General features: G+C 58.7%; 27 protein-coding genes. 6 read left to right on the top strand and 21 right to left on the bottom strand.

What is annotated here, in order from left to right; translation table 11 throughout:
* The first annotated feature begins 98 nt into the window (after positions 1 to 98).
* Positions 99 to 1337 carry a 6-phosphofructokinase gene (locus ABWQ15_RS01075; protein WP_353906974.1) on the top strand — a complete coding sequence of 413 codons (1239 nt, stop codon included), beginning with the start codon at positions 99 to 101 and terminating at the stop codon, positions 1335 to 1337.
* A gap of 60 nt (positions 1338 to 1397) precedes the next feature.
* Positions 1398 to 1571: a hypothetical protein gene (locus tag ABWQ15_RS01080; RefSeq protein ID WP_353906975.1), complete on the top strand. Its 174-nt coding sequence runs from the start codon at positions 1398 to 1400 to the stop codon at positions 1569 to 1571.
* Between the two features lie 79 nt (positions 1572 to 1650).
* Here ABWQ15_RS01080 and ABWQ15_RS01085 read toward each other — a convergent pair whose 3' ends face one another.
* Complete coding sequence (locus ABWQ15_RS01085) at positions 1651 to 2421, bottom strand: type III pantothenate kinase (protein WP_353906976.1); 771 nt, start codon at positions 2419 to 2421, stop codon at positions 1651 to 1653.
* A gap of 143 nt (positions 2422 to 2564) precedes the next feature.
* On the opposite strand from ABWQ15_RS01085, the gene ABWQ15_RS01090 reads away from it, so the two are divergent.
* Positions 2565 to 3107 carry a methylated-DNA--[protein]-cysteine S-methyltransferase gene (locus ABWQ15_RS01090; protein WP_353906977.1) on the top strand — a complete coding sequence of 181 codons (543 nt, stop codon included), beginning with the start codon at positions 2565 to 2567 and terminating at the stop codon, positions 3105 to 3107.
* A gap of 101 nt (positions 3108 to 3208) precedes the next feature.
* Here the strand turns inward: ABWQ15_RS01090 and spoIVA are convergent, their stop codons facing one another.
* Positions 3209 to 4684: a stage IV sporulation protein A gene (gene spoIVA, locus ABWQ15_RS01095; protein WP_353906978.1), complete on the bottom strand. Its 1476-nt coding sequence runs from the start codon at positions 4682 to 4684 to the stop codon at positions 3209 to 3211.
* A 283-nt stretch (positions 4685 to 4967) separates the two neighbouring features.
* Here spoIVA and ABWQ15_RS01100 point away from each other — a divergent pair, with 283 nt between their 5' ends.
* The 3 genes from ABWQ15_RS01100 (at position 4968) to ABWQ15_RS01110 (ending at position 7494) form a co-directional block, all read left to right on the top strand.
* Positions 4968 to 5864 (top strand): transporter substrate-binding domain-containing protein, encoded by an 897-nt coding sequence (locus tag ABWQ15_RS01100; RefSeq protein ID WP_353906979.1) that lies wholly within the window; start codon positions 4968 to 4970, stop codon positions 5862 to 5864.
* A gap of 71 nt (positions 5865 to 5935) precedes the next feature.
* Positions 5936 to 6721, top strand: coding sequence for an amino acid ABC transporter permease (locus ABWQ15_RS01105; protein WP_353906980.1), 786 nt, complete (start codon positions 5936 to 5938; stop codon positions 6719 to 6721).
* Between the two features lie 14 nt (positions 6722 to 6735).
* Complete coding sequence (locus ABWQ15_RS01110; protein ID WP_353906981.1) at positions 6736 to 7494, top strand: amino acid ABC transporter ATP-binding protein; 759 nt, start codon at positions 6736 to 6738, stop codon at positions 7492 to 7494.
* Between the two features lie 62 nt (positions 7495 to 7556).
* Here the strand turns inward: ABWQ15_RS01110 and ABWQ15_RS01115 are convergent, their stop codons facing one another.
* The 19 genes from ABWQ15_RS01115 to cdaA all read right to left on the bottom strand — a co-directional run bounded on the left by ABWQ15_RS01115 (position 7557) and on the right by cdaA (position 26555).
* A complete protein-coding gene (locus ABWQ15_RS01115; RefSeq protein WP_353906982.1) occupies positions 7557 to 9092 on the bottom strand; it encodes a DUF3794 and LysM peptidoglycan-binding domain-containing protein in 1536 nt (511 codons plus the stop codon).
* 467 nt (positions 9093 to 9559) lie between these two features.
* A complete protein-coding gene (rsgA, locus tag ABWQ15_RS01120) occupies positions 9560 to 10447 on the bottom strand; it encodes a ribosome small subunit-dependent GTPase A (RefSeq protein ID WP_353906983.1) in 888 nt (295 codons plus the stop codon).
* Entirely contained in the window at positions 10440 to 12452 is a 2013-nt protein-coding gene (gene pknB / locus ABWQ15_RS01125; protein WP_353906984.1) for a Stk1 family PASTA domain-containing Ser/Thr kinase, read from the bottom strand. Before pknB ends, rsgA begins: the two co-directional genes overlap by 8 nt.
* A 1-nt stretch (position 12453) precedes the next feature.
* On the bottom strand, positions 12454 to 13206 hold the full coding sequence (locus ABWQ15_RS01130) for a Stp1/IreP family PP2C-type Ser/Thr phosphatase (protein WP_353906985.1): 753 nt from the start codon (positions 13204 to 13206) through the stop codon (positions 12454 to 12456).
* Positions 13207 to 13211: 5 nt separating this feature from the next.
* Positions 13212 to 14243 (bottom strand): dual-specificity RNA methyltransferase RlmN, encoded by a 1032-nt coding sequence (gene rlmN, locus ABWQ15_RS01135; protein WP_353906986.1) that lies wholly within the window; start codon positions 14241 to 14243, stop codon positions 13212 to 13214.
* Entirely contained in the window at positions 14240 to 15577 is a 1338-nt protein-coding gene (rsmB, locus tag ABWQ15_RS01140; protein WP_353906987.1) for a 16S rRNA (cytosine(967)-C(5))-methyltransferase RsmB, read from the bottom strand. Before rsmB ends, rlmN begins: the two co-directional genes overlap by 4 nt.
* A complete protein-coding gene (locus ABWQ15_RS01145; RefSeq protein WP_353906988.1) occupies positions 15574 to 16305 on the bottom strand; it encodes a zinc metallopeptidase in 732 nt (243 codons plus the stop codon). The genes rsmB and ABWQ15_RS01145 overlap by 4 nt, the downstream gene beginning before the upstream one ends.
* A gap of 13 nt (positions 16306 to 16318) precedes the next feature.
* Entirely contained in the window at positions 16319 to 17239 is a 921-nt protein-coding gene (gene fmt, locus ABWQ15_RS01150) for a methionyl-tRNA formyltransferase (RefSeq protein WP_353906989.1), read from the bottom strand.
* A 5-nt stretch (positions 17240 to 17244) separates the two neighbouring features.
* Complete coding sequence (gene def / locus ABWQ15_RS01155) at positions 17245 to 17772, bottom strand: peptide deformylase (RefSeq protein ID WP_353906990.1); 528 nt, start codon at positions 17770 to 17772, stop codon at positions 17245 to 17247.
* Positions 17773 to 17800: 28 nt separating this feature from the next.
* Entirely contained in the window at positions 17801 to 20266 is a 2466-nt protein-coding gene (priA, locus tag ABWQ15_RS01160) for a replication restart helicase PriA (protein WP_353906991.1), read from the bottom strand.
* Positions 20267 to 20290: 24 nt separating this feature from the next.
* Positions 20291 to 20536 carry a DNA-directed RNA polymerase subunit omega gene (gene rpoZ / locus ABWQ15_RS01165; protein WP_353906992.1) on the bottom strand — a complete coding sequence of 82 codons (246 nt, stop codon included), beginning with the start codon at positions 20534 to 20536 and terminating at the stop codon, positions 20291 to 20293.
* A gap of 58 nt (positions 20537 to 20594) precedes the next feature.
* Positions 20595 to 21191 (bottom strand): guanylate kinase, encoded by a 597-nt coding sequence (gene gmk / locus ABWQ15_RS01170; protein ID WP_353906993.1) that lies wholly within the window; start codon positions 21189 to 21191, stop codon positions 20595 to 20597.
* 1 nt (position 21192) lies between these two features.
* Complete coding sequence (locus ABWQ15_RS01175; protein WP_353906994.1) at positions 21193 to 21450, bottom strand: DUF370 domain-containing protein; 258 nt, start codon at positions 21448 to 21450, stop codon at positions 21193 to 21195.
* Positions 21451 to 21454: 4 nt separating this feature from the next.
* Positions 21455 to 22333 (bottom strand): YicC/YloC family endoribonuclease, encoded by an 879-nt coding sequence (locus ABWQ15_RS01180; protein WP_353906995.1) that lies wholly within the window; start codon positions 22331 to 22333, stop codon positions 21455 to 21457.
* A 30-nt stretch (positions 22334 to 22363) separates the two neighbouring features.
* Positions 22364 to 23014 carry a J domain-containing protein gene (locus tag ABWQ15_RS01185; RefSeq protein WP_353906996.1) on the bottom strand — a complete coding sequence of 217 codons (651 nt, stop codon included), beginning with the start codon at positions 23012 to 23014 and terminating at the stop codon, positions 22364 to 22366.
* Positions 23011 to 23910: a DUF5685 family protein gene (locus ABWQ15_RS01190; protein ID WP_353906997.1), complete on the bottom strand. Its 900-nt coding sequence runs from the start codon at positions 23908 to 23910 to the stop codon at positions 23011 to 23013. Before ABWQ15_RS01190 ends, ABWQ15_RS01185 begins: the two co-directional genes overlap by 4 nt.
* 11 nt (positions 23911 to 23921) lie before the next feature.
* Positions 23922 to 24329 carry a SoxR reducing system RseC family protein gene (locus tag ABWQ15_RS01195; RefSeq protein ID WP_353906998.1) on the bottom strand — a complete coding sequence of 136 codons (408 nt, stop codon included), beginning with the start codon at positions 24327 to 24329 and terminating at the stop codon, positions 23922 to 23924.
* Positions 24330 to 24349: 20 nt separating this feature from the next.
* Entirely contained in the window at positions 24350 to 25684 is a 1335-nt protein-coding gene (locus tag ABWQ15_RS01200) for a CdaR family protein (RefSeq protein WP_353906999.1), read from the bottom strand.
* Entirely contained in the window at positions 25671 to 26555 is an 885-nt protein-coding gene (cdaA, locus tag ABWQ15_RS01205; protein WP_353907000.1) for a diadenylate cyclase CdaA, read from the bottom strand. The genes ABWQ15_RS01200 and cdaA overlap by 14 nt, the downstream gene beginning before the upstream one ends.
* Between the last annotated feature and the right edge of the window lie 80 nt (positions 26556 to 26635).

Consider the following 26635-nt stretch of genomic DNA (forward strand, 5'->3'; position numbering starts at 1 on the left):
AAGTATTTACAATTATATTTTGTCATGGTAAGATAATTTTGCCAATATGTACAAGACAAACCCGGTTTTCCGGGATGAAAAATCAGGAGGTAAAATTCATGAGTGAACTGAAAGGTGCCTGCATTCTGGGCCAGTCCGGCGGCCCCACTTCCGTCATCAACGCCAGTGCATACGGCGTCATCGCCACCGCTCTGAAGTCTTCCAGCATCACAGCGGTCTATGGCGCGGAGCATGGAATCAAGGGCGTTCTGAACGACCGCCTGTTCGACATGAGCAAGGAGGATCCCGGTGAGCTGGAGCTTCTAAAATACACGCCTTCCTCCGCTTTGGGTTCCTGCCGCTACAAGATGGCGGACCCCGACGTGGACGACACCGACTACAAGCGTATTCTGGAGATCTTCAAGAAGTATGACGTGCGCTATTTCTTCTACAACGGCGGCAACGACTCCATGGACACCTGCAACAAAATTTCAAAGTATATGCAGAAGGTCGGCTATGAGTGCCGTGTGATGGGCGTACCCAAGACCATCGACAACGACCTTTACGGCACGGACCACTGCCCCGGCTACGCCTCCGCCGCCAAGTATATTGCCACTAGCTGCATGGAGGTCTATCAGGACGCTCGGGTGTATGACACCGGGATGGTCTGCGTCATTGAGATCATGGGCCGTCACGCCGGATGGCTGGCCGGAGCGGCAGGTCTCGCCACGGCCTACGGCGCAGGTCCCGACCTGATCTACCTGCCGGAGACGGACTTCAACATGGACGAATTCCTGGCCGATGTGGACCGCATATATAAGGAGAAGGGCAACTGCATGGTGGCGGTGTCCGAGGGAATCCACTATGCCGACGGCACCTTTGTCTCCGAGGCAAAAACCTCCTCCACCGACGGGTTCGGCCACGCCCAGCTGGGCGGCCTCGCCGCCACCCTCGCCGCTGCTGTCAAGGAGAAGACCGGCGCAAAGGTCCGGGGCATTGAGCTGAGCCTTTTGCAGCGCTGCGGCGCGCATCTGGCCTCAGAGACCGACATCGAGGAGTCCTTCATGTCCGGCAAGGCGGCCGTGGAGAACGCGGTCAACGGTATTTCCGACAAGATGGTGGGCTTCGTGCGGACCGAGCGAGACGGCCGCTACGTCTGCAAGACGGAGCTTTTGAACCTGACCGACGTTGCCAACGCGGAGAAGAAGGTTCCCCGGGAGTGGATCAATGAACGGGGCAACGGCGTGGAAAAGCCCTTTATCGACTATGCGCTGCCCCTGATTCAGGGCGAGCCGAAGCTGCCGAAGCAGGACTCCCTCCCCCGCTTTGCAAAGCTGAAAAAGGTGCTGGCGAAATAAGCACAATGACGCCGCGCCCCGCTCAAAAGAGCGGGGCGCGTATAATCAGGAGAGCAAACCATGCAGATTTACTGGATTTTTATCATTATTGCCGTCTTCGTGTTGATTTTTTCAGGCAAGATAGATGCAGCGGCAAAGGCTGACAAAAAGCTAAAAAAATTACTTATTGGGGCTTGTATCCTTTTGGTTGTAGCGAATACGATACTGATCGTAATTTCGCTGAAAGCCTTATAAGCCAACGGGCATTTAGCTCTCCAAAGCCAGATGACTTTGGAGAGCTTTTCATTTCCTTCAAAGCATTCACCCACTTTGTTCATTTGTTCTTCTGATAGATGGCCCACAGCCCGTCCATCAAAAGATACTTGTCGTAGACGATCTTGTTCCGGCAATACTTGACGATGACCGGCGCGTTGCCGCCGGTGGCCACCACGCTGACGGTTTTCCCGTTAAACTCCTCCCGAATGCGGTCAATCACACCGTCCAGCATTCCAGCGGTGCCGTAGACAATGCCGGAACGCATACAGTCCTCCGTATTCTTGCCGATCAGTGTCTTGGGATGCTGGAGGGAGATGGCGGGGAGCTGCGCCGCCCGGCGGCTCAGCGCCTCCAGCGAGACATTGACCCCCGGCAGCAGGAGTCCGCCCTCGTAGGTGCGGTCATGGGAGATCACACCGATGGTGGTTGCGGTGCCCATGTCGATGGTGACAATGGGCGCCGGAAATTTTTCAAGAGCCGCTACCGCGTCCGCCACAATGTCGGCCCCCATCTGGGTCTGAAAGTCCATGCGGATATTCAGTCCCGTTTTGACGCCCGGTCCGACCACCATGGGCGGCTTGCCCAAGAGGCGGGCCACCGCTTTTTCCAGCATGAAATTCAGCGGCGGCACCACGCTGCACACGATGGCCCCGCTGACGTCCTTCAAATCGTAGTGATACAGCGCGAATACGTTCATCAGGTCGATGCTGAACTGATCTGCCATTCTGCGACCGTCCGTGTCCAGCGTGGCCAGAAATTTCAGCTCCCCGTCCGCGCCGAACAGCCCCACGGACGTATTGGAATTTCCAATGTCGATGGCTAAAAGCATACGCATCCTCCCCCTGTCTAATGTTTCTATGGTATCACGTCCGGCTTTTTCTTGCAAGGGGAACCACACTCTGTTATAATGATTTCAAAAGTCGAACAAATGTTGCCTTAGCCAAATTGCTGAATTTGAGAGGAGCTTTCGCCATGGACACGATCTTTACGCTCTCTTCCCCGCTGGGTCCCCTGCATCTCGCCGCCGATGGCGCGGCGCTGACCGGGTTATGGCTGGAGGGGCAGAAGTACTTCGCCGCCACCCTCACCGGTGGAGAGCAAACCGCTGAGCTACCGATATTTGACGAGGTCCGGCGCTGGCTGGACGCTTATTTTTCCGGGGAAGACCCAGGCCCGCTCCCCCCGCTGGCCCCCCGAGGCAGTGCGTTCCGCCAGGAGGTCTGGAAGCTGCTGCTGGAGATCCCTCGGGGCGAGACCACCACCTACGGCGCGCTGGCGGAGTCCCTGCGAGCGGGGGGTGTGGCTGCGTCGGCTCAGGCCGTGGGCGGAGCGGTGGGCCATAATCCCATCTCCATCCTCATCCCCTGCCACCGGGTGGTGGGAAGCGGCGGCTCCCTCACCGGTTATGCCGGTGGCCTGGACAAAAAGCAAAAGCTGCTGGAGTTGGAGGGCACGGACCTCTCCCGGCTGTATATGCCGGTTGAAAATGGACAGTCCCGGAAAGCCGCAGAGTAAAGCGCCATGCCGTGTCAAGCGCACTGATTTCGGACAAAATATTGCGGGTTTGCACACGCAGGCAGAGGAAAGCACTTTGTGCTTTCCTCTGCCCTTTTATATTACAGAATAATGCAGATCAGCCCTCCGCTGCCTTCGTTGATGATGCGGGTCAGTGTCTCCTGCAGTTTCTTCCGGGCGTCGTCCGGCATCCGCTGGAGCTTGTTTTGCAGATCCTCGCTGACCAGCTCGTGGAAGCTGCGGCCGAAGATGTTGGACTGCCAGATCTTGCTGGTGTCTCCCTCGAACTGCTGCAAGAGGTAGTTCACCATGTCCTCAGACTGCTTTTCGTTCCCCACGATGGGGCTGACCGCCGTCTCAATGTCGGCTCGGATCATGTGGATGCTGGGGGCGCTGGCCTTCAGGCGGACGCCGTACCGTCCTCCCTGCTTCATGATCTCCGGCTCCTCCAGTTTCAGCTCGTCGATGCCGGGAACAACAATGCCGTAGCCGTTTTCCCGCACATCGTGGAGCGCCCCGGCCACCTTGTCGTATTCCGCCTTTACCGTTGCCAACCGGGTCAAAAGGCTCATTAGATCCCCGTCATCCGCCACAGAGAAGCCGGACTGCTCCGAAAGCGTCTTGTAGAACAGTTCCCGCGGCAGACTCAGCTCCGCCGAGGCGACGCCGGTCCCAAGGTCGATGCCGGTGAGCTTGGCGTTGCTGATGCTTTCCCTCTGGCCCAGAGCGGCGATCACGCTGTCGATCTCCCGAATGTGGTGCAGCTGAGCCGTCCCCTCTCGGACCGCGCAATACAGTCCCGCCTTGATGGGGTGCTCCCCCGGGAGGGCGTCCACCCATGCGGGCAGAAACAGGTCCAGCTCCTGCATGGGGAACTCGTACAGCACGGCTTTGAGAATATCAGCCACCGCCGACTCGTCCAGTTCCAGACAGTTCACCGCCATACAATTTACGCCGTACCGGGAAGAAATATCCTTTGTCACCGCCTGTGTCCGATCGGATTTCGGCGCGTCGGAGTTCACCAGGACGATAAACGGCTTGCCCAGCTCCTGCAATTCCCGGATGACCCGTTCTTCGGCCTCCAGATAGTCCTCCCGGGGAATATCCGAAATGGACCCGTCGGTGGTGACCACGATGCCGATTGTGGAGTGTTCCGCGATGACCTTCCGGGTGCCGATCTCCGCCGCCTCCGTCATGGGGATCTCGTGGTCGTACCAAGGGGTGGTCACCATGCGGGGCTGGTCGTCCTCCGTGGACCCAATGGCCCCCCGGACCATATACCCCACGCAGTCGATCAGCCGTACGGAGAACGCCGCCCCGTCGGGCAGCTGCACCTGAACGGCCTCCTCCGGTACAAATTTTGGCTCCGCCGTCATGATGGTCCGGCCCGAGCCGCTCTGGGGCAGCTCGTCTCTGGCCCGTTCACGGCGGTAGACATTATCGATGTTGGGGATCACCTGCGTCTCCATAAACCGTTTGATAAAGGTGGATTTTCCTGTGCGTACCGGTCCTACCACGCCGATGTAGATGTCACCGGCGGTCCGGGTGGCAATATTCTGATAGATGGTCGTATTCATAGCATCCCCCGTCCTTCTTGCAATCCTGCTTCCACTTTATGTCCGACCCCTGACAAGTATGACAGGCTGAAGCACTGAAAAACAAACGAAGAAATCTGATTTCGCTTTAAAAAGAGAAAAACGGCAATACGGTCCCAGACTTTGCGCTATTTGTGGAAGTTTACAAAAATTCATCTATTTTTTTACAGTAATTTTTTATATCTTATATTTACAGTATCGGTTTATCCTGATAAACTGATAGCGTATTGAATTAGAGGGTGGTGCCCTCAGTTTTGGAGGATTTATGATGAATATGAAAAAGATTCTCGCTCTGCTGAGCGCGGCGGCTGTGATGAGTTCCCTGGCTGCCTGCGGGACCTCTGCTCCCGCGGCAAGCGCAGCTTCCGGTTCCGCGTCTTCTTCCGCAGCGGCGTCCGCGTCCGGCAGCGCGGAGCGCACCACGTTCACCGTGGGCTTTGATGCGGAGTACCCCCCCTACGGCTACAAGGCCGACGACGGAAGCTATGTGGGCTTTGATCTGGACCTTGCGCAGGAGGTCTGTGATCGCAACGGCTGGGAGCTGGTCCGTCAGCCCATCGACTGGAACTCCAAAGACATGGAGCTGGATGCGGGTAACATCGACTGCATCTGGAACGGATTCACCATGACCGGCCGTGAAAATGACTATACCTGGGTCGGACCCTATGTAAACAACTCCATTATGTTTGTCGTGAACGCCGGCAGCGGCATCACTGACGCGTCCCAGCTGGCCGGTCATCCCGTGGTGACTCAGTCCGGCTCCTCTGCTCTCACCGCCCTGACCGACGACCCGGGCGACGGCAGCAACAACGAGAATCTGACCCTGGCTGCCTCCTTCTCCGCACTGGATGAGGTCCCCGACTACAATACCGCGTTCATGAATCTGGAGTCCGGCGTGGACGACGCCATCGCGGTGGACATCGGCGTTGCCAATTACCAGCTGAAGACCCGCGGCTCCGACAAGTTCATGATGCTGGAAAAGCCCCTCTCCACCGAGCAGTACGGCATCGGATTCAAGAAGGGCAACACAGAGCTGGCCGACCAGGTGAAGGCCACGCTGGATAAGATGTGGGCTGACGGCACCTTTATGAAGATCGCCACCGCCGCCGCGGAGAAATACGACGCGCCGGAGCTGGCCGACATGATCTGCTACGGAAAATAATCAATGCGCTTCCAAGAGGGCGGCGGGTCTCCCCGCCGCCCTTTTCATGAGAACAGCAAGGAGAGACATCTATGGATTGGGGCAATATCGTTCAACAGCTGATCTATCTTTGGGTTCAATATCTGGTACCCTTAATGAATATCCTTCAACAGCTGCTGGTGGGCCTGTGGGCCGCTGTGCAGCTCTTTGCGCTGACGCTGGTGTTCTCCCTGCCGCTGGGTCTGCTGGTGGCTCTGGGGCGAATGTCCTCCTGGGCGCCACTGCGCCGTCTGGGTTCAAAACCGGAGTCAACCGGAAAAGCACTGGGCAAAACGATACTGGGACTGCGGAGATTCAAGCCCGTGCAGCTGATCGTCAAGTTTTTCATCTCCATTCTCCGGGGCACGCCGCTGATGCTCCAGATGATGGTGGTGTATTTTGGGCCTTACTATGTGTTCCATGTGAGCCTTTCGGGGTACTCCCGCCTGCTGGCGGCTGTGATCGCGTTTTCCATCAACTACGCCGCCTACTTTGCCGAGATCTACCGCTCCGGCATCCAGTCCATTCCCCAGGGACAGTATGAGGCGGCGCAGGTGCTGGGGTACAGCCGGGGTCAGACCTTTTTCAAAATTATCCTGCCCCAGATGGTGAAGCGGGTTCTCCCCGCCATCACCAATGAGGTCATCACCCTGGTCAAAGACACGTCGTTGGCCTTTGTCATCGCCTATCAGGAGATGTTCACCATCGCAAAGCAGATTTCCGCAGCCAAGACCACCATCATGCCGCTGTTTGTGGCGGGGGTGTTTTACTTCATTTTCAACAGCGTCGTGGCCTGGATCATGGAGCGTATTGAAACGCGCATGAACTATTATAGCTGAGGAGATGTCCTGCAATGAAAGTCATGGAACTGAGCAACGTCCGCAAGTCCTTTGACGGAGAGTCGGAGGTCCTGAAGGACATTTCCATCGGCGTGGAAAAGGGCGAGGTGGTGGCCATCATCGGCCCCTCCGGCTCCGGAAAGTCCACGCTGCTCCGCTGCGCCACGCTGCTGACGGAGATGGACGGCGGCGAGCTGTCCTACTCCGGGGAAAAGGCCGCGTGGAACGACGAGGGCGGAAAGACGGTTTACGCCAGGGATCTCAAAAGTATCCGAAGCCGTTTCGGCCTGGTATTTCAAAATTTCAACCTCTTTCCCCACTACACCGTCCTCAAAAATCTGACGGACGCGCCCGTCAGCGTCGGGGGCCGAAGCAAGGCGGAGGCGGAAACCACAGCCCGGGGTCTGCTGGCAAAGATGGGCCTTTCCGACAAGGCGGACTGCTATCCCTGCCAGCTTTCCGGCGGACAGCAGCAGCGGGTGGCCATCGCCAGAGCGCTGGCCATGAATCCTGAGATTTTGTTTTTTGACGAGCCTACCTCCGCTCTGGACCCCGAGTTGACCGGCGAGATTCTGAAGGTCATCCGTCAGCTGGCTCAGGAGAAAATGACCATGGTGATTGTCACCCACGAGATGGCGTTTGCCCGGGACGTGGCCGACCGGGTGATCTTCATGGACGGCGGCGTCATCGTGGAACAGGGCGACCCAAAAAAGGTTATCGGTTCGCCGAAGGAGGAGCGGACAAGGCAGTTTTTGGCCCGGTTCGCCAACTGAGGGCGCAGTCAAAGATAAAGCGGTCCGGCATTGCCGGACCGCTTTTATGTCGCTTTGTGGCTTTACGCCCGCTTCCGTGGAATCAGCAGCAGCTTTTCATCCGGCACACCGTCCTCCTCCTCCAACTCGTTGGCGGCGAGGATGGTGGAGATGGTGGTGTTGTACCGTTTGGCCAGATCCCACAGCGTCTCCTGCTTTCCCTTGCACCGCAAGACCAGAGAAGGCGCGCCGCTGAGGTCCTTGGGCGTTTCGCTGCTGACTTTTGCGGCGGAAACGCAGACTCGTTTTTTACGAGAGACCGCCTCCGCGCGGAACTCCACTGGGAACCGGACCTCGATGCCCCGGTCGCCCAGGCTCCCCTGCACTTCCTCGGCGCAGAAGGCGTGGGCGGTGACCCGGCAATCCTCTGGCAGCTCCAGCTGACAGCTGACGTCGATGCTTCGCTCCGCCACCAGCGCCGCGCCGCCCTCGTCCAAATACAGCGCCCGGATGGCAACGGCGGAACGGAGCGTGACACCGCCGCCCTCCCGGTTGACGGACACCGCGCCTGGAATGGCTGAAAGGGATAGAATCGATTCCGTGACCACGCCGATTTCCAGCACCTCCCGCACCGTCTGACGGCGGATCAGTGTCTCCGCTAAATCGCAGAATTGCATTGGCTTGGCGTCGTAGCTCAGGTCATAGGCCGTGCTGTACAGGTCGCACAGAAGCGTCGCGTCCTGCTCCTGACGCAGCAGCGCCGCGGCGTGGAGATAAAGCGTTACGGCGATCTTCCGGTTGTCATGGTCGCCGTCCACCTGAATGTCGGTTCCGGTGAGTTGGAGCCTGACCGTGGCGACGGAGCCCTCTGCGGCTCCCTCCACCTCCATAATCTGGGAAAACGGAAGTTCACCGGAGGTGGAGCAACACTTCCCCTCCGGGGAGCGATACAGGAGGGTCACGGTGAAAAGACCCTTCAGAATCAGCTTGCTGCCCACGACCTTTGCCTCCGTCACGCAGCTGCACACCCGGCTGGACAGAATCTCCGCAGCCCCCGCCCTGCCCGGTGACAGGTCCAACTCATCAGAAAATGTAAAATCCTTCTCAACAATATGTGTCAGGGCGGTGGTGTGCTGAACCTCCTGCCGCTTTTGAATACACAGCGCATTTTCCGCCTCCGCGTCGGTACAGAATTCCGTCGCCGTGCGGCGGTAGCCGGTGAGGCGGGTCACCAGCTTGCAATGGGTAAAGACCTTACGTGGGTTCAGAGCTCGGGTCTCCAGCAGTTCCGGTTCCGTCTCTGCCAACAGCACCACACACTCCGGCATGGCTTTGGCATCCGACTCGGCGGAAAAGGGCATGGCGAAATCCAGCGTACGGACGCCGCTCTCCCCGTCCGGGGTGTAAAGCACCGTAACCCGTATGGTGCCGGAAACCTCTGCCTTACCGTCCCGCAGCTCCCGACTGTGGAGATATACTTTGCCCTCCGTGTCAATGATGCGGGCGATGTCGGGGCAGTAATCCGGCACGATTGTCTCCGCCGTCTCCTCCTGCGTCAGCGTCAGCTCGCCGCCTACGTCATAGGCGTCGAAGCGGGCCTTTTTCAATTCCAGTTCCATTCAGACCATCCTTTCCCGGCCATTGTGATTCTGGCGTATCCTATGCCGGGAAACGGTCGGTTATTCCTTGATTCCGAACAACCGGCGCAGCAGTCCACACAGCGCTTTGGGCGACTTCCAGACGACGATTTTCATAAGACGCACTCCTTTTTCAAATAAGACTCATCTCAGCGCCGAAGACAGGCGCATCCGCAGGCAATCAGAAGAAGCGCGACAATAAACATCAGGCATCCTGTCGGAAAGACCGACGCAACCAGAATGCCAAATCCAAGCGCAACCGCGCACCTGCCCAGCCAACAGCCTCCGCCTCGTCCAAACCACATATCCGCCGCACCTCCTCCCGTACTCCAGTATATACGAGGGAGAGGAAAAGCGTGCGGGTCGGGATACCGGGAGCGACGGAGAAATTTTTCATGAACCGGGAGCAAATAAGCGCGGATACCGCCAAAGCGGTATCCGCGCTTATCTTACTTTTTCTGTTCCTCCCACTCTTTCAGAGGCTTCAATTCCTCGTAAAGCCGAAGATAGCTGTCGTGGCGGCTCTTTTGGAGGTCGCCGTTTTTCAGTGCCTCCAGCACCACGCAGCCCTTTTCCTTTGTGTGGCTGCACCCCACAAACCGACATCCGGAAAGAAAAGGCGCAAAGTCCGGGAAAGTTTCCGGCAGACGCTGCTTCAGTTCAAAATCCAGCTCGTCGGTGTCAAAGGAGGCAAAGCCGGGAGAATCCACCACATCCGCGCCGCAGTCCAAATGGTAAAGCTCGATATGCCGGGTGGTATGCCGTCCGCGGCCCAGCGCCTGGCTGATCTCGCCCACCTGAAGATGATACTCCGGGTCCAGCGCATTCAAAATGCTGGATTTCCCCACGCCGGAGTTACCTGTAAAGGCGGAAAGCTTTCCGGTTATCAGGGGTTTCAGTTCCTCCATCCCCTCTCCCGTCTCCGCGCTGACGCGGACGGTGGGGAATCCGGCGGCGCGGTAGATGTGGTACAGGCTGTCGGCGCTGTTCAAATCGCACTTGTTCAGCGCCACCACTATGTGACAGCTCTTCAGTGCCGCGATGGCGGAGAGCCGGTCGATCAGATAGGGGTCGGTTTTGGGGAGGGCTTCCGAGGCGATCACGACGATCTGATCCACGTTTGCCACGGCGGGGCGGAGAAAGGAGTTTTTCCGGGGTTTCACAGTCTCCACGATTCCCTCGCCGTTTCCCAGCTCCAGAATCTCTACCCAGTCCCCAACCAAGGGAGAAATTCCCTCTCTGCGGAACTTTCCTCTGGCGCGGCACTGGAGTATCTCCCCGTCGGTCTCCACGTAATAAAATCCGCTGAGTGCCTTTTTAATCCGGCCCTCACCCATTGAAATCCACCGTGCGCGTCTCGAAGAGCTCATCATCGTAATAGACCTGCACCGTCCCGGAGCCGGACCCGTACAAGTCCAAAGGAATCGTCCCTTGGCTGCAATTCACGTTACCCTCATAGGCCGATTGCCCGTTCAGAAGAACCACCATATGAACTGTTTCCCGTCCGTCCTGCGGCAGGGAGAAGGTAACGGACTTGGCGACGGTGTTCCCTCCGGGATTCTGTGTACCGGCCGGACCTTTGCTGACAGAGAGAGTGATTGGGTCTCCCACATAGGCCTGCGTTCCATTCTTAATGTCCTGATCCACCACGGTTCCGGCGGGCTCATCGCTGTCCACGTCCTTCTCGGTCACTTTCAGTCCCATGGTTTCGGCTTGCTTCTTTGCCACATCAAAGGAGACATTCACAAACGAGATCACGGTGATCGGCGTTTTCTCCGGCCCTGTGCTGATGACCAGCGTCACACTGTCGCCCTTTTTCAGGGGAGTCCCCGCCTCCGGCTCCGTGCGGATCACGCAGTCTACACCCACATCGCTGCTGCTCTCCTCTTTGGTTTCAAGGTTCAAGTCCAGCTCGCTGATTAGGTTTTTCATGGAAACCTTGGCAATCTGAGAGGTCTGTCCGGTCAGGTCCAGCATATTGTCGGTTTTCACCCCGGCGCTGATGGTCACATTAATGACAAGGTCGCTCTTTTTGGTCATGCCCTCTGTCGGGTCCTGCTTGATAATAACGCCCTCGGGCGCATCGTCATATACGGAGTCCACGACGTTGATCTCAAAAATTCCGGCCACCTCCGGCAGCTGTTTGGCCTCGTCCTCCGTATAGCCCATCACCTTGGGGACGGTATAGGTCTCCCCCGCCTCCATAGAGCTGAACACCGCTCTGGCCAGGAAGAAGATTGCCAACAGTGCCACCACAACAATGCCGATGATCATAGCCGTGCGTTTTTGGGGAGACACCTGTCGGGCCGGTTTCCGGGAGAGCTCCCGGTCGTAACTCCGGTCGTAATTTCGGTCATAGTTCCGATCGTAATCCCGCGCGGATTCCCGCTCCCGGAGCGTCTCCCTGGACGGATGGTGCTGTGCGGCGGCCACGGCACCGGTGTGGAGCAGGCGGGTAGGCTCATCGGGTTCCTCCGGGTGCAAGTCCTTGGGATCAATGTCCAGATCCACGCCCGGGTTTTTGCGGAACGCGTCCAGATCGGCGATCATGGCTTCTGCAGAGTCGTACCGCCGGTCCCGGTCCGGGGCCATGGCTTTCATGCAGATCAGCTCCAGCGGCCCCGGGATATCGGGATCGATCTCCCGAGGAGCCAGCGGGATGGAGCTGAGGTGCTGGATTGCCACGGAGACGGCGGAGTCCCCTTCAAAGGGCAGGCGGTTGGTGAGCATTTCATAGAGCACCACACCGGCAGAGTAGATGTCGGAGCGGGCGTCGGTTCGATCACCGCGGGCCTGCTCGGGAGAGATATAATGCACGGAGCCAAGGGCCTCCTGCGTCAGCGTCTGGGCAGAGTTTTCCAGACACGCAATTCCAAAATCGGCCACCTTCACGCTGCCGTCCCGCAGGACCATTATATTCTGAGGCTTGATGTCCCGGTGGACGATGCCCCGGCTGTGGGCGTGGGAAAGGCCCCGCATGATCTGGGTGATGAAGTGCAAAGACTCCCGCCAGTCCAGCTTTCCCCGCTTTTCCATGTACTGCTTCAGGGTAATACCGTCGATAAGCTCCATAACGATATATTCCACGTCGTCGCTCTGGGACACATCGTACACAGAGACGATGTTGGGGTGGGACAGCATGGCGACCGCTTTGGATTCCGCGTGGAACCGGCGACGGAACTCCTCGTTCTGCGCCAGATCGCTCTTCAGTATTTTGACCGCCACCAGCCGGTTGAGGCGATGACACTTGGATTTGTAGACGACGGCCATGCCGCCGGTGCCGATCCGTTCCAGAATCTCATAGCGATTATCCAGCATTTTTCCGATATAGGGATCCACCATGTCACATCGCCTCCTTTTCGTCGTCCTTCCGCATCAGCACCGCGGTCACATTATCCTTGGCCCCCCGGCTCTTTGAAATTTCCAGCAGTCTTGCAAGACAGGCCTCTCCCGTCTCGTCGTGGTTTACCTCATCCAGCATTTCCTGATCCGTCACGGTGTCCACCAGCCCGTCGCTGCACAGCAGGAGAAATTCTCCCCGCTTCATCGGGCATATGTAGCCGTCGCACTCGATCTGCGCATCCGGCCCCAAAGCCCGGGTAATGAGGTTGCGGTTGGGATGGCGGCGGGCCTCCTCGGCGGTGATATCGCCCCGCTCCACCATGCTCTCCACCAGAGAATGATCCCGCGTCACACGGACAATAGCCTCCGGTGTGATGTGATACGCCCTGCTGTCGCCCACGTTGCTGACCACTGCACCGCCGCCGTAACTGACAGCGGCGACCAACGTCGTTCCCATGTTGCGGAATTCTTCGCTTTGCTGCGCCGCCTCCCGTACCGCTCGGTTGGCAAGAGACACCGCAAAGGACGACGCCTCCCGCAGCTGCTGCGGCGTCATCTCCAGCGTCAGCACCTTTTCAAGCTCTCTCACATAAGTATCCACTGCAATATAGCTTGCCTGCTTACCGCCGGCGGTGCCGCCCATGCCGTCGCAGACCACGCAGACGGTGTATCCACCGTCCGTCTCCTTCACAGCATAAGCATCCTGATTATCCTTGCGGACAAGGCCCACGTCCGTGATACCCCAGACCTGCATGTCGATCACTCCCCTTTCTGTTCTTCCATGGCCTTCCGGCGGAGCTGTCCGCAGGAAGCGTCGATATCCCCGCCCAGACTCCGCCGCACTGTGGCGGTAAGCCCATGGTCTTCCAGTCGTTTTTGAAACGCCGCGACCCGCTTTGACGGCTTGAACGGGCTTTCCACCACATCGTTCAGCGGGATCAGATTCACATGGCCCGGCATTCCCCGGACCTTCTCCGCGATAAGGTCGGCCTGCCAGTCGCGGTCGTTCACGCCGTCGATCATGGCGTATTCAAAGGAGATACGCCGTCCCGTCTTCTCAAAGTATCGATGACAGGCGGCGAACAGGTCCTCCACGGGGTACGCCCGGTTCACCGGCATAATTCTGGTACGCGTCTCATCGTCCGGCGCGTGAAGGGAAACCGACAGCGTCAGCTGCAAGCCAAGGTCCGCCAGACGCTGGATGCCGGGTATAACGCCGCAGGTAGACAGAGAAATATGCCGCATCCCAATGTTCAGTCCGTCCGGGTGGTTCACCAGCTCCAGAAATTTCAGGACGTTGTCCAAATTGTCCATCGGCTCTCCAATGCCCATCAGCACGATGTTGGAGATGGGTAGGCCGGAGTCCTTCTGCGTGAAGATCACCTGATCCAAAAGCTCCGCGGGCGTCAGGTCCCGAACCTTTCCGGCGATGGTGGACGCGCAGAACGCGCACCCCATCCGGCACCCCACCTGAGAGGAGATGCAAACGGTGTTCCCATGGTGATACTGCATCAAAACAGATTCAATACAGTTGCCATCGCCTAGCTCCCATAGGTATTTTATGGTGCCGTCCAGTTTGGAGACCTGTTTGCGGACGGCCTTTGGCGGCATAAGTACGCAGCTCTCCTTCAGCTTTTCCCGGAGGGGTTTCGGCAGATTCGACATTTCGTCAAAGGAGACGACACCTCTGTGAAGCCAGGTGAACACCTGCTTTCCGCGAAACGCAGGCTGCCCCATGGCCTTTAAGGTTAGGGTCAGTTCCTCCTGCGTTTGTGATTTCAAATCGGTCATAGAGAAAGATCCTTTTCGTTTCGCCGCAGGCGGCAGATGTAAAACCCGTCGGTGCTGTGGCGGTGGGGCCAGAGCATCAGCTCCCCCGACTGCGCCCCTATCGGCGCGGGCAGAGTAAATGTTTCCTGGGAAAATTCCGAGTGTCCGGAGAGAAAGCCTTCCACCACCTGACCGTTTTCCTCCGGCAGAATTGTGCAGGTGGAGTAGATCAGTACGCCGCCGGGCTTCACGTACCGCGCGGCGTTTTCCAAAATGGCGGACTGCGCCACGGTAAGTGTAAACAGATCGTCCGGTGATTTATACCGGACGTCCGGTTTTTTCCGAATGATACCAAGACCGGAACAGGGAACGTCCACCAGTACCACGTCTGCGCTGGCCGCCCAGTCGGGACGAAAAACTGTCCCGTCGGCGGCGAAGGTCTGAATGGACCCGAGACCCAGCCGTGCGGCTCCGGCCTCAATGCGTCCCAGCTTTTTTTCGTGGAGATCACAGGCGAAGATCTCGCCCTCGTCCCCCATGGCCACGGCTGCGCCGAAGGACTTGCCCCCGGGTGCGGCGCAAACGTCGATGACCCGCTGCCCCTTTTGCGGCGCGGCAATGAGGCTCACCAGCTTTGCGGCGGGGTCCTGCACAAAAAACTCTCCGCTTTGAAACGCCTCCAGCGCCGTCAGGTCGCCGGACGCGGACAGCTCCAGGCAGTCCGGCACCCACGGGTGTGCGGACGCGGTCACGCCGGCAGCGGCCAATCGGGCGATCAGGTCCGCCGCCGTGGTCTTCAGGGTGTTGACCTGCACCGTCAGCGGCGCAACACCGTTGTCGGCGGCGAGAAACGCCTCGGCTTCCTCCCGGCCCAGCAGCGTCAAAAGCCGCTTCACCAGCCACTTGGGATGGCTGTACCGAATGGAGAGGTACTGCGCCTCATCCGTCGCCGGGATGGACGGCAGCTGCGCTTTATTCAGAGAAATCTTCCGCAGGACGGCATTCACCAGCCCGGAGGCTGCCCCCCTGCCATTCTTTTTCGCCAGCTCCACGGACTCGTTCACCGCGGCCCGGTCCGGCACCTTGTCCAAAAACAGGATCTGATATGCGCCGATACGCAGAATATCGGTCAGAGGCGGCTGTAAATGGCCGACTTTCTGGGAACAATAGGCTCCCAAATAAAAATCAAGCAGCGCGCGGTTTTGCAAAACGCCGTAGACAATGCGGGTGATCAGCGCGGCGTCCGCGCCGGAAAGACCTTCCCTCTGGAGTTGGGCCTTCAGGCTGGCATCTGCCCAGGCGGAGGCCCCCGAAACAGCGCTCAGCACCCGCAGCGCGGTATCCCGGGCGCTCACCGGCCGCCTCCCCTGCGGTTTCCGCCGCCGCCCCGGGAGGCAAAGATCGCCACGAACCGCATAAGCTGCAACAGGCTGGTGAGAAGCGCGGCCACATAGGTCAGCGCCGCGGCCCGCAGCACCTTTTTCGCGCCCAACAGCTCGTCGTCCTCCAAAAGGCCCTGCCCCTCAATGGTCTCGATGGCCCGTGCGGAGGCGTTGAACTCCACCGGCAATGTCACCAGCTGAAAGAATGTGGTGAAGCCGAACAGAATGATGCCCGCCAAAAACAGCGTTTGGCTGTACATGAATAGACCGATCAGCAGCAAAACAAAGGAAAACCTGGAGCCGATGTTCGTGGCCGGAATAATGACGCTGCGCAGCCGCACGGGGCCGTACCCCTCGGCATACTGCACCGCGTGCCCCGCCTCGTGGCAGGCCACGCCCACCGCCGCCACCGTGGGAGCGCCGTATACGTTCTCGGACAGGTAGATGGCATTGTCCCGGGGGTCATAGTGGTCGGTGAGACGGCCCCGGGTCTGATAGATCGCCACGCCGGTGACGCCGTGGGCCCGCAGAACTGCCTCCGCGGCCTGTGCGCCGGTGATATGACGGCGGTTGTTCACCGCGCTGTACCGGCTAAAATTGCCGGAGATCTGCGCCTGCGCATAAAGAGACAGGAGAAACACCGGAATCAGCAGAATCCAGTAAAAATTGTTGGCGAAAAAATAAGCATAATCGTTTTGCATCAAATTCCTCGTTTCAAAGTTGAATAGGATGTCCCCGCAGATAGTCCGCAGCGGACATCCGCTTGCCGCCGGTGGCTTGTATTTCTGTCAAGCGCAAAACCTTGCCATCACCGCAGGCCACCGCGATTCCTCGCTTGTCTGCAGAGAGCACAGCACCCGGCTGCGCGGAAGTGTCCTCCCCTGTCTCCACGGAACGGAAAATTTTCATAGGCTGGTCGGCAATAGCGTCGGTAGACGCGGAGGGCCAGGGAATCAGGCCGCGAATCTGGCAGTTGACGGCGTGGGCGCTCCTTGTCCAGTCGATGGGTGACAGCTCCCGGGACAGCATGGGCGCGTAAGTGAACACGCTTTCGTTCTGAGGCGTCCGGACGGCGGAGCCGTTTTCCAGCGCCGTCACGGTTCCGCTCAGCGCCTCTGCCCCCAGTATGGCAAGCCGAGCGGTCAGAGCCTGCGCGTCCTCATCCGGGCCGATGGGGGTTCTTACCTGCGTAATTACGTCCCCTGCGTCCAGCGCAGCAGCCATATACATGATGGAGACGCCGGTCTCCTCCTCTCCGTTCAGAATCGCCCAGTTGATGGGGGCCGCGCCCCGATACTTGGGCAGAAGCGACGAGTGGACGTTGATGGAACCGTATTTCGGATAGTTCAGCAGGTCCTCCGGCAAAATCTTACCGTAGGCCGCCACCACGATCAGCTCCGGGTCCAGCTGCCGCACGATGCCCATGGCCTCGCCGTCCCGCGCCTTCAACGGCTGAAAAACAGCAATTCCATATGACATAGCACATTCCTTTACAGAATTTGGTACCAGCTTCATTCCTCTGTTTTTAGGCTTGTCCGGCTGGGTAATGACACCGCATATAGTATGCCCGTCCTCCACCAGCCGCTTCAGGGAGGCCACGGCAAACTCCGGGGTCCCCATAAATAAAATGCGCATGGACGTTACTCCTTTGTTTCTCCGTCTTCTCTGGAATCACCTGATTTCTCATTTTCCATATACGTCTCCAACTCCTCATCGGAGAGGAAGTGGTCCACGTGTTCGGAGAACAGATGTCCGTCCAGATGCTCGATCTCATGGCAGAAAGCCCGGGCGGTCAAACCCTCACCCTCCGCCTCGAACCACTGGCCGTCCCGGTCCTGCGCCCGAATCCGCACCATGTTGGGCCGGGTGACAATTCCCCACTTTCCGGGCAGGCTCAAGCATCCTTCAAGTCCGGTCTGCTGACCGCTCCGGGAAATAATCTCCGGGTTAATCAGCTCGATATACTCATCCGAATCCTCGTCCAGCACCAGGCACACCCGGCGCAGAACTCCCACTTGCGGCGCCGCAAGACCGGCGCCGCCGGCATCGGTCAGCGTTTCCGCCATATCGTCCAGCAGCTCGCGGAGATGCCTGTTGAACTCCGTCACGGGGCGGCACTTTTTCAGCAGGCACTCGTCACCCACCTCTACGATCTTTCTCAAAGCCATTGCGTTGACCTCCCAATCAAAATTACGATCAATCCATTGCGTTGCAGTCTGCAAACAGATTCAGTCCTCGGTTTTCCCGCCGCTTTCCAAACTCTCGCAGCAGCCATGCCATCCGCTCACGGGTGGGCTTGTCGTTTTTACCGGACAGAAATATCCGGTAGCGAAAACGGTTGTTGACCTTCAGCACCGGCGCGGGGGCCGGGCCGAGGATCTCCGGCTCCGTATCGCGCACCGTCTCGTCCGCCATCAGCTCCCGCATCTCGTCCCGCAGGGATGCCGCCGCCCGGAGCACCGCGCTCTCGTCCCCACCGGAGACGGTGAGGGTAAAAAGGTCCGCAAAAGGCGGATAGCGCCGGATGCGCCGCAGGGCGATCTCACTTTCGTAAAACTGCTCGTAATCCTGCTGCGCGGCGCTTTGAATGACCTCGTTTCCGGGTGTATAGGTCTGAATCATCGCCCGACCACGCTTTGCGCCGCGTCCCGCCCGGCCAACCACCTGTGTCAGCAGACTGAAGGTCCGCTCGGCGGCGCGGTAGTTGTCCAGATACAGCGACGAATCGGCGCTGAGTACGCCCACTAACGTCACATTTTCAAAATCCAGCCCCTTGGCCACCATCTGAGTCCCCAAAAGGATGGGAATCCGTTCGTTGATAAAGCGGCTCAGCAGTTTTTCGTGGTCCCCACCGGCGGTGTCCGCGTCCATCCGCAGGACGCCAACTCCGGGAAACAGATCCCGCAGCTCCTCCTCTACCCGCTGAGTCCCGGCCCCGATGTGTTTCATGATTCCGCCGCACTCCGGGCAGGTATCGCTGGAGCGCTGGGAATGCCCGCAGTAATGGCACATCAGCCGCCCGTTGGCGGAGTGATAGGTCATGGAAACGCTGCATCTGGGACAGGTGGGAACGCTGCCGCACTCGCCGCACACCAGCATACGGCTGTTGCCCCGGCGATTCAAAAACAAAATGCTCTGCTCACCCCGATCCAGATTCTCTCGCAGCTCCCGCCGCAGAGGACCGCTGATCGCGCCCGCATTTCCGGCCTTGATCTCCTGCCGCAGGTCCACCACCGTGACGTCCGGCAGACTTTTTTCGTTGTACCGTCTGCGCAGCAATTCATGGTGGTATTGCCCCTGCTTTGCGCACCATGCGGTTTCCACCGTGGGGGTGGCGGAGCCCAGCACCAGAGCCGCGCCGCACTGGGCGCAGCGAAATTTGGCAATATCCCGTGTGTGATACCGGGGCGCGTTTTCGGACAGGTAGCTCCCCTCCTGCTCCTCGTCCATGATGACAAGGCCCAGCTCCCGCACCGGCGCGAATACGGCCGACCGGGTACCCAGCACCAACCGGGCCTCTCCCCGCCGAATGCGCTTCCACTGGTCATATCGCTCCGTCATGCGCAGGGAGCTATGGAGCATGGCCACCTGGGAGCCAAAATAGGATGAAAATTTTTCCATCATCTGCGGCGTCAGCACGATCTCCGGCACCAGCACGATCACGGATCTTCCGCGTTTCAAAACCTCCTGCGCCAGACGGATATAGACCTGGGTCTTTCCGCTGCCGGTGACGCCCTGTAAAAGCGCCGCTTCCGGTTTTTTGGTTTCAGTCAGGGCCAGGAGGTGTTCAAACGCGGACTGCTGCTCTGCGTTTAAGACGATGGGCAAGCCGGGCCGGATGGCTTTCGGCTCCGGAATACGGAGCTTTTCTTCCTCTGAAAACGCCACAATACCGGACTTCTCCAGTCCTTTCAGGGTCTGGGCGGAAGCTCCGGTAAAATAACAAATGTCCTGCACCGAGGCGCGGCCGGTGGCGCACAGCAGCAAAACCACCTCATAGCGCATCGGCGCTGATTTTTTTCGCGGCTCCACCAGCGCCAGAGCCTCCGCCCCGTCCATGGTCAGCTCTGCCATACGGCGCGTCTTGTCACCAATACGCCGGGCGGCTGTGATGTCCGAGGATAAAACGCCCTTTTTGCACAGCGTCCTTAGTACCGGCTCCACGCCGTCGCCGCAGGCGGACTTCAGCTGAGACAGCTCCGCGCTGCCCCCAGCGGCGAAAAGCATGTCCAGCACGCGATCCGCATCCTTGATCTTCCCGACAAGCGCTCCGGCAGCGGCGCGGTCAAGCTCCTCTGCCGCAGTAAAAGTCTCCCTCATTTGGTACCAGAGTCCTGCGGGCAGGATGGTCTTCACCGCCTCGTACATGGTGCAGAAATACCGCTGACGCATCCACAGCGCTAGAGACATGCCCCAGCTGTCCAGCACCGGCCCGTCGTCCAGAACGGATTCCAGTGCCTTCACATTGGAGCGCTTCGGCGCGGTTTCCCGCGCCATAATCACGCCCTCGCAGCTGCGGTTTCCCCTGCCGAAGGGCACCATCACCCGGACGCCCGGCAGCGCCTTTTCAAGCATTGGTTCGGGAATCAGATAGTCGTAGGGCTTGTCAATGGAATACGTCGCCGCGCTGACGGCCACCTTTGCGATCTCTGCCTGCTCCATCCGTGTCCCTCCCCGGTCGTCGGCTTACAGCTGTTCCTCCTGCTGTACGATAGCGGTTTCCTCTTTAATGGTCAGGTCCATGCCCCGGGCATCCAGCTTTCCTTCCGCTACCTCTCGGATGGCGAGGGTCACCGGCTTTTCGGTTAGGGGTTCGCCGGATTCCTCAGCGGCCTCGGAGATCTGCCGCGCCCGGAGGGCCACCACATTCACCAGCATATAACGGTTGGGAATGTAGCTGTTCAGCTTGCTCATTGCAGGATATAGCATCATAGTAAATATCTTCCTATCTGCCTTTCGGCTTAAAATAAACGGTCCTATTCGCAGAAGGTCACCTTCCGTTGATGATCTCCATGCGTTCGCTGGGCTTGCAGTGTTCCGCCGTCAGGATGGCGTCCAGCTCCGCCACCGCCGTTTCCACCGTGTCATTGATAACGAAATAGTCGTAGGTATGGGCTGTCTGAAACTCCACCTTGGCCCGCAGGAGACGTTTTTCAACCTTTTCCGGGGAGTCGGTGCCCCGCTCCGTCAAGCGCCGCTCCAACTCCGCCCAGGAGGGCGGAGCAATAAAAATCCGGACGGTCTCCGTCCGCTTGCTGCACACCTGCAGCGCGCCTTGAATCTCTATATCCAAAATCACGTCCCGTCCGGCATCCATGGCCTCATCCACATACTTTTTGGGTGTGCCGTAAAAGTTGCCGACATACTCCGCGTATTCAAGAAACGCATCCTCTGCGATTCGCTGGCGGAACGTGTCCACATCCATAAACCGGTAATGGACGCCGTCCACTTCGCCGGGACGGGGTTCCCGAGTGGTGGCGGATACGGAGAAGTAAAGATCGGGACGCTTTTCAAGCAACGCCTTCAAAACCGTACTCTTTCCCACGCCGGAGGGGCCGGAAATGATGAAAGTCTTTCCCTTTTGCATTCTATTCTTCCTCTTCCTTCGCGATTTCAGTCCCCAGCCGCCCCGCCAGCTTTTCCACCGGCAGCGCGGAAAGGACCACATGGTCGCTGTCCATGATAAAAATAGAGGCGGTTTTCCGCCCATAGGTAGCGTCGATCAGCATACCCCGCTCCCGGGATTCCTGAACAAGGCGCTTCACCGGCGCGGAATCCGGGCTGACCACCGCCACCAGGCGGTCAGCGGATAGCAGGCTTCCAAAGCCGATATTGATGAGTTTCACGGCCTCACTCCACGTTCTGGACCTGTTCGCGGATCTTCTCCACCTCCGCCTTCAGGTCCACCACCACTTGGGCGATGGAGACGTCGCAGCACTTGGAGCCAATGGTATTGGATTCCCGGTTGACCTCCTGAATCAGGAAGTCCATCTTCCGGCCCATGGGCTCGTCGGCCTTCAGCATATCCCGCAGCTGGGCTACGTGACTGCGCAGGCGGACGGTCTCCTCATCCACCGCCACCTTGTCCGCGTAGATCGCGGCTTCGGTCAAAATCCGCTGAGGGTCAATGGAGGTACTCTGAAGCACCTCTTCCATCCGGGCCGTCAGCTTCTGGCGATACTCCGAAACCGTTTCTGGAGAGCGTTCCTCCACCCGGCTGGTCAAAGCTTCAATTGCGGTAAGACGGCCGCCGATGTCCGCAGCCAGCTTTTCGCCCTCCACAGCCCGCATCGTGTTATATGCAGCCAGCGCCTCGTCCAGCACCTTGCAGATATCCGCGCCCAGCGTCTCCAGATCCTCTTCCGCCTTGGTCACGCTCAGCACGTCCGGGAATCGGGCCAGCGTCTCCGGTGTAAGTTTAGGCTCCGTGCCGCAGATCTCCGCCAGCTCCCGCAGCGCCGTGGCATAACTCTCCGCAAGACCGTGGTCCACCACCACCTTCGCGGTGTCCGCGCCTGTGGAGTCAATGGTGAAAAGGACATCCACTTTACCCCGCGAGATGGCCTGCTGTACGTGCTTACGCACCGCATCCTCCGCAAATACATAAGCTCTTGGCAGTTTTACCGCACAGTCCAGATACCGGTTGTTGACGGACCGGACCTCCACGGTGATGTCCCGTTTTTCAAGCGTTTGTCTGGCCCGTCCATAGCCGGTCATACTTTTAATCAAATTCGTTTCCTCCCAACAAAAGTTCCCGCCTCACAGGCAGCGGAATCCAGCCCCGCACCCATTGCACAGAAGCAATGTGCAGCAAAGCTGCTGGCACAGGCTGCTGCCTCCGCACATCTCCGTCCCAAAGCTGCCGTTTGGGCTATAGGCCGCGCGGCCGGCGCCTTCCATAAAGTCCAGCGCCTGCTGATACTCCCGGTTGCCCGGGTCCATCTGCACAGCGGCCTCATAGTACCGCTTCGCCTCGTCCAGCCAGCCCCGGCGGTAGCATACAGCGCCCTTAAGAAAGTTCCACTCCGCGTTGTGGTCGGAGTAATTCGACAGCAGCGCCTCCGCCCGGCTCAGATCGCCGGCATTGATGGACATACGCGCCTGCTGCAAAACGGAGCTTCCGGACTGCTGCGCAGATCCTCCACCGCCGTAGCCGTACCCATAGCCGCCGCTGTATCCGCCGTAGCTTGCGGTGCTGCGGCTTCCGCCGCCCCGACTGCTGCCGCGCAGCTTATTGACCTCCTCGTAGGCGGCGTTGATCTCCTTCATCTTCTCCTGCGCCAAATCCGCCAGAGGATTGTCGTGATAGTTGTCGGGATGGTACTTCCGCGCCAGCTCCAGATATGCTTTTTTCACTTCCGCGTCCGTCGCAGATTCGGGAACGCCGAGTACCTTATAGGGATCGTTCATGTGGTCTCCTCAACATTTCTATCTTTCTTTTGCTCCGGACGTCCCGCCCGGTACGTGCCGGAAAGCACTGCTTTTCCAATCTGAAACAACCCCGCATAGACGGTGTGTTCCAAAATGCTGGTCCAGCACCCGAAATCCCACAGCTCGTAGGCCGTGGCAAGTAAGCGGATGGAGTGGTCGACGGTCTGGGTGAAGGACGCGCGGCTCTCCTGCGTCCATACGCCGTCCGTCAGGCCGTACCGATAAATGAGCGGATTGTAGTTCCCGTCGGCGGCGTCCTCCTTCAGATCGTCCGCCGCGTCCATCAGATAGACCCAACGACCCAGATGGTACAGCATCTGATGGAGGATGCGGCGCAGGCGTCCGTCCTCCGCCTCATCCGCGGCCGCGGCCAGAATCTGCGCAAAGGCGTCCGCAGGCTCGTCCAGTGACGGGGATTTGGACTGTTCCAGCTCCGTGAGACGCTTGAGCTGTTCCCGAGTCACACGGTCAAATTCCGGTCTGGCGGCGGCGGCTTTCTGAAAACTGCTCTCAAGGGCCAGGGATGCCGCGCGGTACTTGAGCCCTTTGAAAAGTCCGTGGTCCACCACGCCGTCTCGCGCCTGCCAATAGGCCAAAATCACACTCTCGTCCGCAGCCAGATCCAGCGCCGGATTTTCCCCGCAGTAAGCTTGCTTTTTTAACGGACTTGCCACACACCGGGCGCAGCGCGTTTCCGGCTCCTCTCCGCCTGAGAGCAGAATGGCCAGAAACGTGAAATCGTAATTCAGGATAAACCGGGCGGGCAGCCCGCAGCGGCGGCGCAGGGTGTGGCACAGTCCGCAGTAGGCCCGTCGGAACCGCTCCTGTTCCTCTTGGGGAAGCTGTTCCAGGGGCGGCCTCACGTAACCAAACATGGCGATCCGGCTCAGAAAAATCGGACGATGGTGAAGTCCAGTCCGCCCTGCCGCCGCAGGTGGCGGTCATAGAGCACTGCCGGGATCAGGCCCAGTCCAAAGGCGATCGCCGCCGTAGTGTACTGGACGGCCGTGGGGAAAATGGAAGCGGTGAGAAAATACCCCAGGAAAAACAGCACCACCGGCACCATATAGACCAAAAGGACAATACCCATCAAATGCTTGGTGCTGCTCTCCACCACCACCTTTTGTCCAGGCTGGGCCCCAATGGGATTGCTGGCGCGGGCGTAGACCGGTGCCCCGGAGACGCCGCATCCGGCGCACTCCTCACAGTCGTGTCCGCAGGCGGACTTCCGGGCCACGGCGATTTGCGCATGGTCCGCATCCAACAGTTTCTCGATCGTTGCAACTTGTGTCATAATAATGCTCCTAAGTCCTTTTAAGGTTCTTGATTGACATCCGTATTGTTATTCGTACGATTGGTATCGGCCTCCGGAGTTTCCCCCGTCTGTCCGGTGTCCTCGGTAATCGTGACCCGCACCTGATATTCACCCCGAACGCCCACATCCGCGCCATTTCCGATCACCACCTGCGCGGGGACCGTATAGCTCCCGCTTGCCGCGGTGACATCCGTCAGATCTGCCATCACCGTAACGTCCTCTGACGTCACGGACGCCACATCCGCTGCGGTCCCCCGCAGAGAAACCGGCAATTCCGTAGTCAGTACCGTTACAATTTTTCCGGCCGGTACGTTTTCACACGCGAATTTAACGGCGCTGACGGTGGATGAAGCCATATCCTTGAATTTAACGGTCATTGTGGCCCGGGTGGTGCCGCTGAGGTTCTCACAGCCCGTCGGGACAGTGATCGTATACCGATACGTGGTGGGGCCGGAGAAATCCGCCAGATCAAAGTCATCCAGCGTAATGGAATCCATGTCCTTCAAAAGCTCTGCGGCTCCCGAGACCATAACGCTGGCGGGTGTGATGGTGTACTCCAGATTGCCAACCCTTGCACCGTCCGCCTCAATGAAGTTCACCTTCAGCGGAAGCTCCTTCTCCACATTTACCGGCAGTGTCACCTGGATCTGGTCAGCGGTGGCGTGAAGATCCCCGGTATCCTGAATCAACTGGTCGGCCTCGTCATAGAGCTGGTATCCAAGTGTCTGGGAGACGGTCTGCGTGGCGTTATCAACCGAGAGCATCACCTTGGCGTAAGACACCTTGTCGACGTCTTCCTGAGGCCCGCGGATTTCAAGCGTTTCGGGTTGGAACTGGAGTTCGCCGGCAATATAGCCCTGGGCAACGGAGCCCTCAAGCGCACAGCGAATATCCACGTCCCGGCTGTACAGTTCGCCGATCTCCACCTGCGCCGTGTAAGAGCTGGCATTGAGAATGGTGATGGAGTTTCTGGTAATGCCGTCGGGATAGTAGATCGTATAGCTAACGCTTTGGGTCCCGGTGGAGGTAATGTCGGTTAGGTCGGCCTGAATACGAATCTTGCTTGGGTCAAGCCGGGCCAGAACGCGCCGGCGGGCCTTGATCTCCAGCGTGATGGTCTGGTCGCTGTCCGGCAGAAGCATCAGTCCCCGGTCCGCCAGCGTGGTGTCCTTCCCTGCGTACTCAATGGGAATATTGCTGATGACCTTCGTTTTCTCGCTGCCTTCTGGATTGTCCGCGCTGTCCACGTAGATCCAGATGGCGCAGGCAATCAAAACGGAGAGTATGATATGCAAAACCTTACGTTTGTTCCACTTGCGATTACTGTTCTCCACGGTCGCCGCCTCCTTCCCTGTGGACGCGCAGCAGACTGAAAATGCCCGATTTTTGATCTGGCGTCTCCTTCTCCTGGGGCAGCAACTCATTGCGCAGGATGTTTTCCAGCGTCTCAGACATCAGATGCCGCTTCAGCATTCCGCCGATGGCCACGGATATGGACCCGGTTTCCTCGGACACAATCACCACCACGGCATCGGAGTTCTCGCTCATGCCAATACCGGCCCGATGCCGCATTCCAAGATCTCTTGAGAGATTCACGTTTTTGCTCAGAGGCAGCATACATCCCGCGCCCAAAACCCGGCCCTTGCGAACAATGACCGCACCGTCGTGCATAGGGGCTTTGACAAAAAAAATGTTTTTCAAAAGCTCATTTGAAACATCCGCGTTCAGGACCGTTCCGCTGCGGACCATATCGTCCAGCATGATCTCTCTCTCGAATACGATCAGCGCGCCGGTGCGGGACTTGGACATCTCCGTACAGGCCAGAACGGTCTGGCCGATCATACGTTCCAGAGTGCTCTCCGTCTCCCCTTTTGTGAAGAAAAGAGCCCAGCGGCGGCTGCCCACCTGTTCCAGTACCCGGCGGATCTCCGGCTGGAAGAGGATGATGAGAGCCAGAACGCCCCACTCCACCATACGGCTCATGATATAGCTGATGCCGTTGAGATGGAAGATAGAGGACAGCCACAGTACCGCCATAAAGAACAGCACGCCTTTGAGAAGGTTTGCCACCCGCGAGGTCTTGACAAAGTTCAGCAGCTTGTACAAAATGATGGCCATGAGCAGGATATCCAGAATATCCGTAATCTCAATCGTCAACAGATACCGGACGATCTCGCCCAGCAGGACCGAGAGCCTTGCGCTCATAGTAGCATCAGCTTCCTTCCCGGGTCTGGGCGGCATCCCGGCGGCGGCTCGGGCCGCAAGGTGAACGCCCAAATTACAAG

It is taken from the genome of Oscillibacter sp., from assembly GCF_040505565.1.
Classification (GTDB): domain Bacteria; phylum Bacillota; class Clostridia; order Oscillospirales; family Oscillospiraceae; genus Oscillibacter.